Genomic DNA, 14,216 nt, shown 5'->3' with positions numbered 1-14,216 from the left:
AAGTAGCCTAGCTAAAAACGTTCAACAATTTATAGCAGCCTAGGCCAACAACGGTGGCCACCACAATGATACCGGCTGCATTGCTCTTCCATGAGTTCTTAAACGCGCCTAAAGCCTGGCTTTTATTCATTACTACCAGTAGGAAAATAGCGATAACGGGAAGTAACAACGCGTTAGTCGCTTGGGCGAATAATATGGCTGGTAAAGGTTTAAACCCAAGTGCGGCCACACTTACTCCAACCAAAATAATCACCATCCATACCGCTTTGAAGCTTTTGCTCTTCATGTCATCGCTAAAGCCTAATGCACCTGTTACGGCGTAGGCCGCTGCTAAGGGTGCTGTGATAGCGCTTGTTAAGCCTGCAGAGAACAAGCCTAAGGCAAAGAACCACTGCGCTTTATCACCAAGAACCGGCTTGAGCTGCTCACCCATATTGCTAGCATCCATGGAGGCTGCTTGATTGAAAAATGCCATCATGGCAGTTGCCATGACAATAAGCGTGATCAGGCCGCCCATGCTGATGGCTCTTGCTGACTGGCTTCGACAGGCAATAACCGCTTGCTGCTTATCTTGTCCTTTAGAGGATTTAGCAACAAGGCTGGCGTGTAAAAACAAATTGTAGGGTACGATGGTCGTACCGATTAACGCCAGCACGGTAGTAATGGCATCGCTATTAAGTTTTGGTGATGTTAACTGGCTGAACATAGTCGATAAATCGGGTTTAGCTACGAGTAGAGTTATTAAAAATACCCCAGCCATAATAAAGACCAAATAAACCAACACGGTTTCTATCCACTGGTAGCTACCAGAGTACAGCAGAATAATGGCAATGGCGGCTAAAATACTGGCCCAGGGGCCAATACCGATACTCACAAATGCATCAAGGCCAATAGCAGCTCCTGTTAAGTTGCCAGATTCGTAAGCGGCGTTTCCAACACCAATGGCACTTACAATGAGAACAACAAACAAGGTTTTAAGCCATGGTTTATAGGCCATATTTTTCATAGCACCGGCAAGGCCTTGACCAGTAGCAACACCGAGCCGAGCAGCCATATCTTGCAAAACAATCGTTGCGAAAACAGAAAAGACCAGCGCCCATACAAGATGAAAACCAAAATTTGCGCCGGCTAAACTGGCAGTGGTAACAGTGCCGGGGCCAATAAAGGCGGCTGCGATGATATATCCTGATTTATCTTTTGCCATTTGCAACGACTCTTAGTTATGTTTTGATAGGGCGTATTGAACGTTGCTTTGCATTTTCACAGCAACGTTCAATACGCCCCAGTATGATAACAGCTAGATAGACAATAGGTAGACATGCCGTAGACATAAAAAGCAGTCTGCGCTATTAGATATCAATGTTAAAAAAAGCGCGCAGCCTAACGTGTCAAAAATCATAACGCAAACGAAAACGAGAAGACGACGTGAATGAGCCATTACCGATAGAAATTATTAAGCCTGTAATAGAACGAGATAGTTTTCGCAGCGTGCTACCTTGTGTAGAAAGAGTGGATGGAATGATCTTTGCTGTTGCTGCATGCCCTGAAATACCCATGCCAGAGCAGTGGATGCCCTGGCTTATTCAAAGTGGCGCTAGTCGACTCGTAGACAGTGATGTAGATATTTTAGCCGATACACTGATGAATGGTCTTCGTTCTCATTTAGACTATATGCGCAAAGGTCGTATTGCACTGCCGCCGTATTGTGTGGATGCTATTGAGTTTAAAGATGACACCAAACGGCCAAGCTACGCGCTATCACAATGGCTAACCGGTTTATTGTTCGTTCATAAAAACGTGGAATCAGTGTGGCAACACGCTTGGCAGCAAGCAGAAAAAAAGAAAGGTAGTGCATCAATGGGCTCAAGTGAGCAAGAGGATAATCGCGAGCAATCGGATAAAAGTGAGCCGCCAGACGCTCGACTCACACGGTGTTTGAAGATGTTTTCAACGCTGGCAAACATAGAGTTAGCATATCAGCAAAGACGTGCAGAGCACGTTACTCAACTTAGTGAGCACTTGCCCTTACTCATGCAGCAGTTACCTGCATTACTAAAAGACTACACCAGTCTCGCTGGTGATTTGGCGTGCGCTTTACCCAATCAGTTCGAGATCTTTACCAGGTCTCAGCCCTAGTAATACAAGTTACCGGTGCCGTTGTTGAACACATTTGTCGCTCAGAGTTTGTTTGAGTGAAGAGATGTAGGTATCGAGCGCTATTTTCGCTTCTTCATATTGTTGATTAAGCAATAGCGAGTTGGGCTCACGCATAAGGGCTTTAAATGCAATATCGGTTTGCTTCAATAACTCTTTTACGTGTTGATTGCTGTCGTCCATGGTCTTCCCTGTATTTTTGCGTTTACGTACGAACGTAAAGTTCATGTTCCTAAAGCATTGCTTCAAATGATGTAATACCAGAGCAACCTGCACTAGTCACTGTCAGCCTCTTTATCATAGACCCAGAATTTGACTATGACACTGTAATTGAACGCATTGAGCTGCAATAAGCCTAACTTTTTTTAGCCATCCTCCTGCCTTGAGTCCTTACTATGCGAATACCTTTTCAGTGTGCGGTGTTAAAAAGGCTTCAGGATAGCAAGGCATACTACTGCGAAGATAATTAATACTGGCGCCTCGTTCAGTATGCGATAAAAGCGTGGTTTATGTGTATTTTCATCGCGGGCAAATTGCTTCATCAATTTAAACAAGTAGAAATGATAGCCATAGATAGCCAGTAAAAGAAGAATTTTTATATGCAGCCACCCTGATGCTTTAAACCATGCAGCTCCGTAACTGACGATAAGCGCAATGCCAAAGGCCAGAGTAAGAAGTGCAAAAGGGGTGACAAAATACCAAAGTCGTCGCTCCATCACTTTAAACTCGTCTTTCACTATCTGTGACGTAGTAGTGGCGTGATAAACGAAAAGGCGTGGTAGATAAAAAAGGCCTGCCATCCACGCCAACATAAAAAAGAGGTGAAGCGCCTTAAACCATAAAATGTGCATATTAATAATTTGCCTTCTGTAAAAAGCTCTGGAGTATATTCCAAGTAATCACCCCAATGATATCGTTATAGTCTTGGTCGTAAATATAAACTGCGCCAGAACGCGAATTTTTAAGGTGTTCGTATACTTCGTGCAGTGTCGACTGTGCGTTAAGGCCCTCCATTTGGTAATAGCTTAAGGCTGCAGCATCGTGTTCTAAGCTCACATTGTATTGTACTAGCTTGTACTGCACATCAATTTCAAATTTAGACTGTTGAACGACTATTTTTGTTGGTTCTTTTTCCAGATGATCGGTCAGCGCTTTCTCTGGCGCATCGTTAAACAGTTTATAGTCTGTATTCATGGCTGCCAGTACACCGGTTTTCTCTAATGCTTCTCTAATTGAGGAGATGGCATAAGGCAAGTTTTGATAGTCGAGCTGGAGAATGAAGATAGATCGATTTTTAAAAAATTGGGTTGAGGTAACATACGCCGGAACAATAACCAGCATTGCTGGGAGTATAATTTGAGGGCTATAGGACAGCTCCATTACAGCAGATAGAGCAGCTAACGGCGCATGCAATACAGCGGTTAGCATGCCTGCTATACCTAAGAGAGCAAAACTGTTGGTAAATTCGGGCACATCGATAAAGTATGACAACGGCAATAGCAGCACTGCGCCAGCGAGCATCCCAATAACCATCACTGGGCCAATAATACCGCCTGGGATCCCGAGCCCAATGGCAAAAACCGCAAGAATTACTTTAAACACCAGCACCGACACTAACAATAGTGTGCCGGGGTCTCTGTCAAACAGGTGCTCTACATCAATAAAGTTTGCGCCCAATGCCTCTGGTAATAGTGCGCCTATGGTACCCGTAATACACGCGGCAAGAATTAAACGCCACACCATAGACACCGGTCTGAACCACGTCATCACTCGCATTAGCTGTCGGTTGAACAACGTGGCAAGCATGCCAAGCAAGATACCCAGTACGACCAGATACAAATACATCCACTGACTAAATGCGGTGAATGAGAGAAAGGAGAGTTCATTGACCTCACCAAACACACTACGTGCCAGCACCGAGCCACAGGCTGCTGCGAGCATAATAGGTACAAAGATATGAATTTTGTACTCTCTTAATACCACTTCCATAACGAAAATAACGGCGGCAAAAGGGGTATTGAAAGAAGCGGAAATGCCTGCAGCAATACCGCATCCAACAAGAATTCTTACGCTGTTGTAGGGCAAGCGCAGCCACTGACCCAACAGGCCGCTGCTCGACGCTCCCATATGAACGGATGGGCCTTCTCTCCCAACCACAAAGCCGCCAGCCAGCGCGAGCATGCCACCAAAAAATTGGTTTATTGTGGTGCGAAAAGGAATGTTGCCGTAAAAGTATTTTACGCGGTGAATAACAAAGGGAATACCAAGCCGGTAATGTTTAAATCCGGTTAAAAATGCAATGAAAAGAATAATAGCCACACTGATAAGCGGCATGAGTAACCACACCAACCAATCGTGAATCAACCACGACTGTAACGTGTTTACGCCGCTCTTCCGTATCCATTCAACACACAAGCGAAACAGAATAATAATGAGCGCAGCAAGGGTTCCGCCAACAATGCCCAAAAGGCATAATTGAACCGATGTGCGTGGGTGAGCCACTTCCTGTCGTAAAGCCTGAAAGCGCATGATGTGGTACAGTAAAGTAATTGTGTTATAAAGCTTACCACAACCACTTAAATTTCATAATGTTAAGAATATAGTCTTAGCAGTAATCAGCAGTGAACAAGATTTACATGCAGCCAACTATGACAACAGACCAACTCAAAACCCTACTTGGTAACCATAAATTCGCTTTGTTAGTGGCGTTTTTGATGCTGATAATGCTTGGCTTCGGCTTTCAGTTAGCGCGTTACATAGACAAAGGGGATCGGTTAATTGTGAAGGCGCAAAAAGAGACTATCGCTATTCTGTCCAATGAAAACAATAAGCTAACGACTCGTGTGAATCAGTTAGACGTTGAAATGGAGCTCACGCAGCTAGAAAGTGAGTCTCTCACAAAAACCCTTGTCGAGACGAGGCGACAGCTCGAAGAGCAGCAGCAACTACTGACTTTTTATGAGAGGGTAGTAGCGCCAGAGAAGTCTGATAGCGTTTTCGTCGCTGACGATATCGAGGTATTTTCACTTGGCGATAACAACTATCAGTTGAGAATGGTATTGCTGCAGCCCACTCAGCAGAAATCTGTCATTAACGGCTCGCTTCAGCTGAGCATAAAAGGAGCATTAGGGGGAAAAACCGTGGCGTATACGACAAATGGTGATAACTTTATTGGCGATGACATTGCGTTTCGCTTCCGCTACTTCCAAGCAGTCAGCGTAGACTTCTCGCTTCCTGAAACCTTTGAGCCCGAATCTCTTTCGATGTCCACCACTGTGTATCGGTATAAAACAAACAAGGGTAACTATGAACGAACGCTACTTTGGAGTGATATTGAAACGGATATCAGCAGGAGTGACGTTTCACAAAGTCCCGTTAGTACGCTTTAGTTGAGCCAGCCCGTTAGGGCGAGCTGGCTTTTAAGTTTTCCAGCGCTAGGCTAACACCTTCACAGCGCTAAACTATCAGTTCTATAGCGCTATGCTTGAACCGTCACCGTACCTTTCATAATACCAATGTGACCTGGGAATGAGCAGAAAAACATGTATTCTTCATTCGCATCTAGCCCTTTTACCGAGAAAGTTGCTGTTGCCTCTTCACCACCACCAATAACATCAGTAGCGCCAATCACTCTTGCATCATTTGGCTTCAAGTAATGGTTAGCTAGGCCTGCACTCATGCCATCATTCGCTACTGCTTGACTATTTGCTTTCGTCGTCATTACCCAGTTGTGCCCCATGGCTTGCTTAGGCAACTGTCCCGTATGCTTTAACGTGACGGTAAAATCGTCACAGGCTGCAGGAATGACCACATTAGCTGTGTTGAATTTCATTGCGTCATTACTTTCAACAGTTATGGCGCATTCGTCTGCAGCCGCCGCGTCAGTTGCTCCCAATAATGCTGCTATTGACAATACGGTACTGAAAAACAATTTTCTCATCACTTTTTCCTCTTTTTACTGCATAAGGCGGCAAACGCCAGCCTATTAATTTTCACATAATTGTTACGCTGTGGCTTAATGAGAGATCACCTTATTGATAATAGTTATCATTAATTTCTTGTTGGCTTTGTTATGGAGTTGTTTCAACGATAAAGTGATCAAAAACGTCAAATAGCATTACAAACTTGTAAGGTTAGAAGTGAGGGCAAACATACTTGGATGTATTACGTTTTATAACGCATCGATTTAGCCTCTCTTATTTAACCCTACTTGTTTAACCCCAATTATTTAACGAAATGTTTGAACTGCAAAAAGGATAAATGCTATGACTAAAACGCGAGTGGAAAAAGACAGTATGGGCGAATTAAACGTACCCCACGATGCTCTGTATGGCGCGCAAACACAGCGTGCTATTAACAACTTTCCCGTTAGCGGTCAGCGGTTACCCGAGCCTTTTATCCGCGCACTCATCACCGTAAAAAAAGCGGCCGCGCTTGCCAATATGAAGCTTGAAACCATAGACGAGTCTAAAGCAAAGGCCATTGTCAACGCTTGTGATGAGCTGCTTAATAGCGATGATGTCATGGCGCATTTTCCCGTAGATATTTTTCAGACGGGTTCGGGAACCAGTTCAAACATGAACGCCAACGAAGTCATAGCCACTGTGGCGGGTCGCTATGCAAACGAGACTATTCACCCGAACGATCATGTCAATTACGGTCAAAGTTCGAATGATGTTATACCCACCACCATTCACGTCAGTGCGGCATTGGCGTTATCAAAGGGTCTCATTCCCGCTGTTGAAACATTGATAGCGCAAATAGAAGAAAAAGCAGAGTCGGTATCCCAGTACTGCAAAACAGGCCGCACGCACTTGATGGATGCCATGCCAATAAGGATGGATCAAAGTTTGTTGGCATGGTCGGCGCAACTTAAACTGCAGGTCAATACACTCCGCTCGCATCAGTCTGCTATTCAATCTCTTGCCCAAGGCGGAACCGCCGTGGGTACAGGTATAAACGCCCACCCAGATTTCGCCGCTACATTTGCAGATACCATCAGCGAGTTAACAGCGCTTACATTTACCCCGGCAGAAAATTTCTTTGCTGTCATTGGCTCTCAAGATACCGCGGTTGGCTTGTCAGGCGCGGTAAAATCCCTTGCCGTCACCATGATGAAAATTTCCAATGATTTACGCTGGATGAATTCAGGGCCCCTTGCCGGTTTAGGAGAAATAGAGCTTGAAGCATTACAACCAGGCTCTTCAATTATGCCGGGAAAAGTCAACCCGGTTATACCAGAAGCCGTTGCCATGGCCAGTGCGCAGGTTATTGGTAACGACGGGGCAATTACCGTTGGCGGTCAGTCTGGTAACTTCGAGCTCAATGTTATGCTGCCGATGATAGCGAGTAACTTACTTTCCTCTATCACCTTAATGACAAACAGCGTCTCGCTTATTGGCGAAAAGGCAATTAACACATTTTCCGTTAACAAAGCGGCCTTAGAGGAAGTGCTTTACCGGAATCCGGTATTAGTGACCGCGCTAAACCCTGTAATTGGTTATGCAAAAGCGGCCGAAATAGCCAAGGTGGCCTACAAAGAAAACAAGCCTATTTTAGAGGTAGCAGAAGCGATGACGGATATACCGAAAGACGAACTGGCGGCATTGCTCGACCCCCAAAAGCTAACGTCTAACCGTTAGTGGAATAGTTGTTACATAAGGCAAGCAGTTTACCCACAGTCTACCAAAAGACGGCCTTTGTAATCGATTTTGCAGAGGCTTTTATCAATATTCCCTACAAGGTTTTTCTTACCACCTATATTGAAAGAAGACAGCCTTTCGATGCAATTGCGCAGTCTTTCTTTTTTATTTCCATTTATTGGCTATAAAGTAGACGTTTATGGGAATGATGTTCGCTTTATAGTTGCTGTAAAGGGGATTTTTGATACAGTTGACCTACAAGTGTGACGCAGCGTTTTACGGACTTTACAACCAGCGTCCTATAAGTCTTTCGGGAAAAATAAATGACAGCAACGTGCTTTCGCATGAAGGGTACTACGCTTACCAGCATAGTACTGGAAGTAATCGACTTTGAGCCAGATGCATTTGCATCGCAGTTAGAGGTGAAAGTCGCCAGTGCACCTCAATTTTTTACGCGTTCCTCGCTGATAATACATTTAATGAATCCACTCTCTGCAACAGAGTTTGAGCTGCTTATTGCGCTTTGTCGACGTTTGCAGTTGCAACCTATGGCCGTGAAAGGTGAGGTGGGAAAGCTAAAGGCCGTTATAAACGATCTTGGGCTTGCTGATGTTAGTCAAAGTAAGTTTAGTGACAGCGAAGTAAATACACCTAAAAGTGGTTCAGTAAAGCAAGAGGATGCACACGCCACAAAGCCGAGTTCACATCCAAAAGTAAAGTATCAAGCGCCGGAGACCGAGTCGACACCGACTCAGGCTTCTCTGAAACCGGCAAAGGTCATCATGCGCCCAGTACGTTCTGGCCAGCAAGTTTATGCCGAAGGCAGCGATTTAGTAGTGACAGCGTCAGTGAGTGAGGGAGCTGAGTTATTGGCAGATGGTAATATTCACGTTTACGGTACGCTGCGGGGCAGGGCGCTTGCGGGTGTAAAAGGAAATAGTAGCGCACGAGTTTTTTGCCAATCTCTTGACGCAGAGCTCGTTTCAATTGCAGGGCAGTTTATTATGCACGATACCGTAAAAGGTGAATGTTGGAAAAAGCCTGCTCAAATATATTTAGAAGAAGATACATTGCGTATAGAGGCGTTAGGTTAACGGTTTGTGTGCGTTCAAAGGAAAACAGTAAATGGCTAAGATTATAGTAGTAACGTCGGGAAAAGGCGGTGTGGGTAAAACCACGTCAAGTGCAGCAATTAGCACAGGTTTGGCATTGGCAGGTCACAAAACCGTGGTTATCGACTTCGATGTGGGTTTGAGAAACCTCGACCTTATTATGGGGTGTGAGCGTCGCGTGGTGTATGATTTCGTTAACGTCATCAACAAAGAAGCCTCCCTTAAACAGGCATTAATTAAGGACAAACGAACCAGTAATCTATTTATACTACCGGCCTCGCAAACTAGAGACAAAGATGCGCTAACTGTTGAAGGTGTGCAAGCGGTATTAGACGAGCTTAAAGAGAGCTTCGATTTTATTATCTGTGACTCACCAGCAGGTATTGAGCAAGGTGCACAGATGGCGCTTTATTTTGCCGATGAAGCCATTGTAGTGACAAACCCTGAGGTGTCGTCAGTACGAGACTCAGACCGTATTCTTGGTATTTTGCAAAGCAAATCCATGCGCGCAGAGCAAGGTAAAGCAGTAAAAGAGCATCTATTGCTTACTCGCTATAACCCTGCCCGAGTAGCAACGGCAGAAATGCTTAGCGTGGCGGATGTAGAGGAAATCCTAGCTATTCCACTGCTTGGTGTTATTCCAGAATCAGAATCGGTGCTTAAAGCATCTAACCAAGGCCAGCCTGTTATTCTTGATGAAGAAGCCAATGCGGGGCAAGCCTACACCGACGCCGTAAGGCGCCTGCTTGGCGAAACTGTTGAACATCGTTTTCTTGATGCTGAGAAAAAAGGATTCTTCAAGCGTCTACTAGGAGGAAAGTAATGGGCATTTTCGATTTGCTGAAAAAGAAGCAAAAGCCAAGTACTGCGGCAGTCGCAAAAGAGCGCTTACAAATTATAGTGGCTCATGAGCGTAGAAAGCGCACTGAGCCAGATTATTTGCCAATGATGCAGCAAGAGATTATCCAAGTTATCCGCAAATACGTGGCAATAGCAGATGACCAAGTATCCGTGCAGCTAGATAACAACGATGACTGCAGCGTGCTAGAGCTAAACGTCACCTTGCCAGACTAATTGGCATATACTCAAATCGAATTAAACTCACGTTATTTGCCGTAAATACTGATGTATTAGAGACTAATGCATAGTAAAATGCATGAAAAGTAATTAACGTTAGGGGTAAATATGTCAGTCGAAACGGCGTTGCCAATAGAGTTTTCTGATGCAGCGGCACATAAAGTTAAAGCGCTGATTACCGAAGAAGAGAATACAGAGCTTAAGCTACGAGTTTATGTAACAGGCGGCGGCTGCTCAGGTTTTCAGTATGGCTTCACATTCGATGAGAAAGTCAATGAAGGCGATATGACCATAGAGAAAGACAGCGTAACTCTGGTTGTTGATCCAATGAGCCTACAATACCTAGTAGGCGGTGTAGTTGATTACGTTGATGGCTTGGAAGGTTCTCGGTTTCTAGTGCAAAACCCTAACGCAACCACCACTTGCGGTTGCGGTGCTAGCTTCAGCGTGTAAGTTCGCTCTACTTAATCTAAGTCACAGGCAGATATGGATTTTTTCTTTTTATATCTGCCTAGTTTATTCTCTTATCTCTTTCCATTCCTTTTCATATAGGCAACTTTGCGTCTACACTATGGATTAAGCATAGCTATGGAAGGACGCAATAGTGAAATTATATGGCTCGACCACCTCGCCTTATGTAAGACGCATCCGCATAGTGCTCGCCTCAACAGAGCATGAATTTTTAAACCTAAATATATTCTCTTTAAATGACAGGGCGCTATTAGCTTCGCGAAACCCCACGATGAAAGTACCGTGTTTAGAAGATGGCAGCGAAGTTATTCTCGACTCACGCATTATTTATAATTACCTTGCCGAAAAGTATAACTACGACGCACTTTCGTGGGAGGCAGAGAATCAATTAACCTTAATTGACGCAGTCAACGACTCCTTAGTGCAGCTTTTACTTCTCAAGCGTTCCGACTTCGATATTGAGCAAGAAAAATTGTATTTCAATTTGCAAAGTGAGCGCATAGATGGTGTGTTTTCTATTCTTACAAAGCAATGTAACGAGGGCAAATTTGCAGGCTGGCACTATCCTGAAATTTGCCTTTATTCATTAATTGACTGGGTGTTGTTTCGCGAGCTTCACGATATGCGGCATTATCCCGAACTACTGGATTTTCACGAAAAACATCAAAACAAAATTGAGGTGACCGCTACCGATCCCCGCGTATAAACTTTTAGTCCTACTTTCATCTCAATCATACATTAGGCTTAATGCCAGGGCGTGTTGATCTTTGCGGGCATTTTTGCAGCGGTCTGTGTGCTGTTAATACCCTTTCGTAAAGTCGAGTTTATAGTGTAGTGGTTGATGGTTGAGATAGCGCTCCGCATTGTCTAAAAATACCTGTGCTACATCTTCAGGTTGGGATTCTGCGGCGCTGTGAGCAGTTACCGTTATTTTGGGGTGATGCCAAAACGGATGCGTGGACGGTAATGGTTCATGGTCAAACACATCTAAAACAGCGTGAGCCAGCCGGCCTTCGTTTAACGCATTAATTAATGCGTTATTGTCTATAGCGCTTCCTCGACCTGCATTGATTAAAATAGAATGGGGCTTGAGATGATCAAAGAAGTCTTTAGAGAGCAGTTGCTGGGTGTGCGAGGTGTCAGGCATAAAATTAACAACATGATCCACGCTCTCTGCAAATTGGTTAATTTGCGAAGGCATATACATGGCGTCTGTACCTTCGACTGGCTTAGCGCTTCTCGACACGCCAACTACTTTCATTCCAAAACTATGCGCTACAGGTATAAGCGCACGGCCAATATTACCTAAACCAATAATACCTAAAGTTAATCCGTTAAGGGGAAAGCGTGTCTCGGCGCGCCACACCGGTGGCTCAGCGTTTTGATTAGCGGCAAATGCGGGTATGTTTCGCGCAAACTGCAGCAAGTAGGCAAACACATACTCACGCATTAACTCTCCAAATACGCCTTTTAGCCCCGTTAATTCATAGTCAGTTTTTTCAAGGTTGAGAAGCGGGGCATTACCAGCCCAAGTCGATTGGCACCATGTTAAATGCTGGCAGTGCGGAATAACCTTAGCCGCTAGATTGGGATCTGCAAGCAGCACTTCAATGCTATCACAGTCGATGCCTTCGGTGCTCTCAGTGGCGATGCAGATATCAATGTGCTGAAAAGTATCGGGTAATAGAGCCGCTTTTGCACGAATAGCAGCGGCAATCTGCTCTGCTTGGTTGCTTAAAATGACGACTTTTAATGGTTTTTGAGCGCTTTCATTCATTCAGATTTGACTCTTAAGTAAACTTTTCTTTCCTAGTGCGTGTTCATCTATCGCACGTCTGTTTGTTCTCAAATTGTAAATATGGCTTTAAGTTTTAGTTAAAAGCTTGGTTTTTAGCTTAGCTAAAAGCCCTAATCCAATTTCACTATTTTAATGGAACTATCATGCAGTCGGATAATACTCACAATCATTCTATCTCGGTTGAGCACGCCAAAGTACTTTCACCTAAACGCAATACCACTGAGGCCAATACCACAGAGGGTTTAGTTGGCGAACAGCTAAGTCATTTTGGCATCGATGCGTCCAGCGACTACGGAAAAGCCCTAGCTCAAACTGCGCACCACCTATATGGCGCGCAATCCAGTGTAATGCAGCTTTGGGATATTACTAGTAATACCCTTCAATCTCTAGATAAAGAAGATAGGGTGGCATACTTCAACGCCAAGAAATTTTTATCCTTTCAAATCGCTAAAATTTTAGACACCCTACAAAACCCATTTCGTGCTACCTATCAAAGCTTATCGAGTGGTAATGGATCGCAAGGGCATTACCCGTTATTTGACAACGTAACCGCGCTGTTTTCGGCCACCCCCGTGGTTGTGAGAACGGCAACCTATGTGTATGCCTGCACCGAATGGGTAGACGACGCGTTTCAAGGCAAAGAATTTACGCACCAAATATACTCGCGCTTGTTAAACCCCACCAATATTTCACTAGCCAACGCCATTGTAGACATGGAAGCAGGCCCCTATGCTTCTGAATACCTTGCATGGAACTTTAACTCAGGTATGGCGGCAATCGATGCCATGTTGTCGAACGTATTGAGCCACGGCGATGTGTTAATTGTGTCTAGAAATGTCTATGGGGGCGTTTACCAGCTCCTTCATGATTTTTTCGCAAGAGAAAATAGAATGGATATTCAAATTGCTTGGTTCGATGGGTATGACAAGGAAAGCTTTGCAGATTTTATGGCACACACCAAGCACCAGCACGCTGAGCGTTTAAACAATGGTGCTTCAATGCATGTTTATATGGAGTCTCCGTGTAACCCCCATGGCTATGTTCTCGATGTGCCTGGTATCAGTGAGCTTGCTCATGCTGAAGGTGCGCTGGTAATGCTTGATTCTACGCTTGCCACACCGGTATTACATCAGCCACTGCAGCATAAAAATAAAGCTGCACGCCCAGATTATGTTGTTCATAGCTATACCAAAGACTTGTGCGGCAGTGGCGCAACAACCGCTGGTGTGGTGATAGGTGAAGGCCACCGCATGTTTCAGCCCAAAGGAAGCCATGTAGACGGTGTAGATTGGTCGCAAACCATGTTCTGGGACGTGTATTACATCAAGGGCGCTTTCTTAGACTCTGAAAAAGCGTTTGATGTATTAAATGGCATGAAAACGTTAGAGCAGCGAATGATGACGAAAGTTATCAATACACAAGTGTTTACGACATTTTTAAGCTCTCATCCGCTCATTAGAGTGAATTGCCATGCACTGCCAGAGCACGAAAATGCAGGACTTAGGGAAAAACAGCACGCTCATGGCTGGCCGTGTACCTTATTTACTATCGATATGGCACCCGCTGGTTTAGCGAAAGACGTATTTACCCGCTTTTTCGATGCCCTAGAGCCTGCGTTTAGTCATCAAGTGAGTATTGGTCAGAATAACACTATTGTGCTTTGCCCTGCGTTAACCTCGCATTCTGAGTTAAGTAAAGGCGAGCAGTCGAAAGCGGGAATTGAGCTTACTACTATGCGCATTGCAATGGGTACCGATAACGTAAAGCATCTCATTGCACATTTTATGCTGGCTTCTCGTCACTTCATTGATTCCAGCACGCCAGGGTTTAGTCATCAATTTATGAATAATGAGGCAATTGATGCGCTGTATGTAAAGGTAAGCCAAAGAGTCTGCGCTCAGCATTTTGGTGGTAAGCCCAGTATGAAGTCACTTATGGGCAACTCATGCTGAGGAATGATTA

15 protein-coding genes are annotated in these 14,216 nt (G+C 44.6%); 9 read left to right on the top strand and 6 right to left on the bottom strand.

All coding sequences use genetic code 11. From position 1 onward, the window contains the following. Positions 1–7 precede the first annotated feature (7 nt). Positions 8–1,204: an Nramp family divalent metal transporter gene (locus ACOJR9_RS15290; protein ID WP_420933782.1), complete on the bottom strand. Its 1,197-nt coding sequence runs from the start codon at positions 1,202–1,204 to the stop codon at positions 8–10. A gap of 221 nt (positions 1,205–1,425) precedes the next feature. On the opposite strand from ACOJR9_RS15290, the gene ACOJR9_RS15285 reads away from it, so the two are divergent. After that, positions 1,426–2,136: a UPF0149 family protein gene (locus ACOJR9_RS15285; protein ID WP_420933781.1), complete on the top strand. Its 711-nt coding sequence runs from the start codon at positions 1,426–1,428 to the stop codon at positions 2,134–2,136. Positions 2,137–2,145: 9 nt separating this feature from the next. Here ACOJR9_RS15285 and ACOJR9_RS15280 read toward each other — a convergent pair whose 3' ends face one another. From ACOJR9_RS15280 to ACOJR9_RS15270, 3 genes are all read right to left on the bottom strand, one after another. Further along, positions 2,146–2,337: a hypothetical protein gene (locus tag ACOJR9_RS15280; protein ID WP_420933780.1), complete on the bottom strand. Its 192-nt coding sequence runs from the start codon at positions 2,335–2,337 to the stop codon at positions 2,146–2,148. A 239-nt stretch (positions 2,338–2,576) separates the two neighbouring features. Continuing rightward, positions 2,577–3,005 carry a CopD family protein gene (locus ACOJR9_RS15275; RefSeq protein ID WP_420933779.1) on the bottom strand — a complete coding sequence of 143 codons (429 nt, stop codon included), beginning with the start codon at positions 3,003–3,005 and terminating at the stop codon, positions 2,577–2,579. A 1-nt stretch (position 3,006) separates the two neighbouring features. Then, positions 3,007–4,683, bottom strand: coding sequence for a chloride channel protein (locus ACOJR9_RS15270; RefSeq protein WP_420933778.1), 1,677 nt, complete (start codon positions 4,681–4,683; stop codon positions 3,007–3,009). 119 nt (positions 4,684–4,802) lie between these two features. On the opposite strand from ACOJR9_RS15270, the gene ACOJR9_RS15265 reads away from it, so the two are divergent. Continuing rightward, on the top strand, positions 4,803–5,543 hold the full coding sequence (locus tag ACOJR9_RS15265) for a DUF6776 family protein (protein ID WP_420933777.1): 741 nt from the start codon (positions 4,803–4,805) through the stop codon (positions 5,541–5,543). 89 nt (positions 5,544–5,632) lie between these two features. Here the strand turns inward: ACOJR9_RS15265 and azu are convergent, their stop codons facing one another. After that, positions 5,633–6,097: an azurin gene (gene azu / locus ACOJR9_RS15260; protein ID WP_420933776.1), complete on the bottom strand. Its 465-nt coding sequence runs from the start codon at positions 6,095–6,097 to the stop codon at positions 5,633–5,635. 322 nt (positions 6,098–6,419) lie between these two features. Here azu and ACOJR9_RS15255 point away from each other — a divergent pair, with 322 nt between their 5' ends. From ACOJR9_RS15255 to ACOJR9_RS15230, 6 genes are all read left to right on the top strand, one after another. Then, a complete protein-coding gene (locus ACOJR9_RS15255; protein WP_420933775.1) occupies positions 6,420–7,796 on the top strand; it encodes a class II fumarate hydratase in 1,377 nt (458 codons plus the stop codon). 323 nt (positions 7,797–8,119) lie between these two features. Continuing rightward, positions 8,120–8,890, top strand: coding sequence for a septum site-determining protein MinC (gene minC / locus ACOJR9_RS15250; protein ID WP_420933774.1), 771 nt, complete (start codon positions 8,120–8,122; stop codon positions 8,888–8,890). A gap of 31 nt (positions 8,891–8,921) precedes the next feature. Then, the gene (gene minD, locus ACOJR9_RS15245) at positions 8,922–9,731 is read left to right on the top strand and encodes a septum site-determining protein MinD (protein WP_420933773.1); all 810 of its coding nucleotides are present in this window, start codon (positions 8,922–8,924) and stop codon (positions 9,729–9,731) included. Continuing rightward, positions 9,731–9,982 carry a cell division topological specificity factor MinE gene (gene minE / locus ACOJR9_RS15240; RefSeq protein ID WP_420933772.1) on the top strand — a complete coding sequence of 84 codons (252 nt, stop codon included), beginning with the start codon at positions 9,731–9,733 and terminating at the stop codon, positions 9,980–9,982. Before minD ends, minE begins: the two co-directional genes overlap by 1 nt. Positions 9,983–10,093: 111 nt before the next feature. Further along, on the top strand, positions 10,094–10,438 hold the full coding sequence (erpA, locus tag ACOJR9_RS15235) for an iron-sulfur cluster insertion protein ErpA (RefSeq protein WP_163104394.1): 345 nt from the start codon (positions 10,094–10,096) through the stop codon (positions 10,436–10,438). Between the two features lie 151 nt (positions 10,439–10,589). After that, a complete protein-coding gene (locus ACOJR9_RS15230) occupies positions 10,590–11,162 on the top strand; it encodes a glutathione S-transferase family protein (RefSeq protein WP_420933771.1) in 573 nt (190 codons plus the stop codon). Between the two features lie 93 nt (positions 11,163–11,255). Here ACOJR9_RS15230 and ACOJR9_RS15225 read toward each other — a convergent pair whose 3' ends face one another. Beyond that, positions 11,256–12,233 carry a D-2-hydroxyacid dehydrogenase gene (locus tag ACOJR9_RS15225; protein WP_420933770.1) on the bottom strand — a complete coding sequence of 326 codons (978 nt, stop codon included), beginning with the start codon at positions 12,231–12,233 and terminating at the stop codon, positions 11,256–11,258. Between the two features lie 164 nt (positions 12,234–12,397). Between ACOJR9_RS15225 and ACOJR9_RS15220 the strand changes: the two genes are divergently transcribed. Further along, a complete protein-coding gene (locus ACOJR9_RS15220) occupies positions 12,398–14,206 on the top strand; it encodes a trans-sulfuration enzyme family protein (RefSeq protein ID WP_420933769.1) in 1,809 nt (602 codons plus the stop codon). The last annotated feature ends 10 nt before the right edge of the window (positions 14,207–14,216 follow it).

The sequence above is a fragment of the Alteromonas ulvae genome (genome assembly GCF_048987005.1).
Lineage (GTDB): Bacteria > Pseudomonadota > Gammaproteobacteria > Enterobacterales > Alteromonadaceae > Alteromonas.
This window is presented reverse-complemented; position numbering and strand designations above follow the sequence as displayed.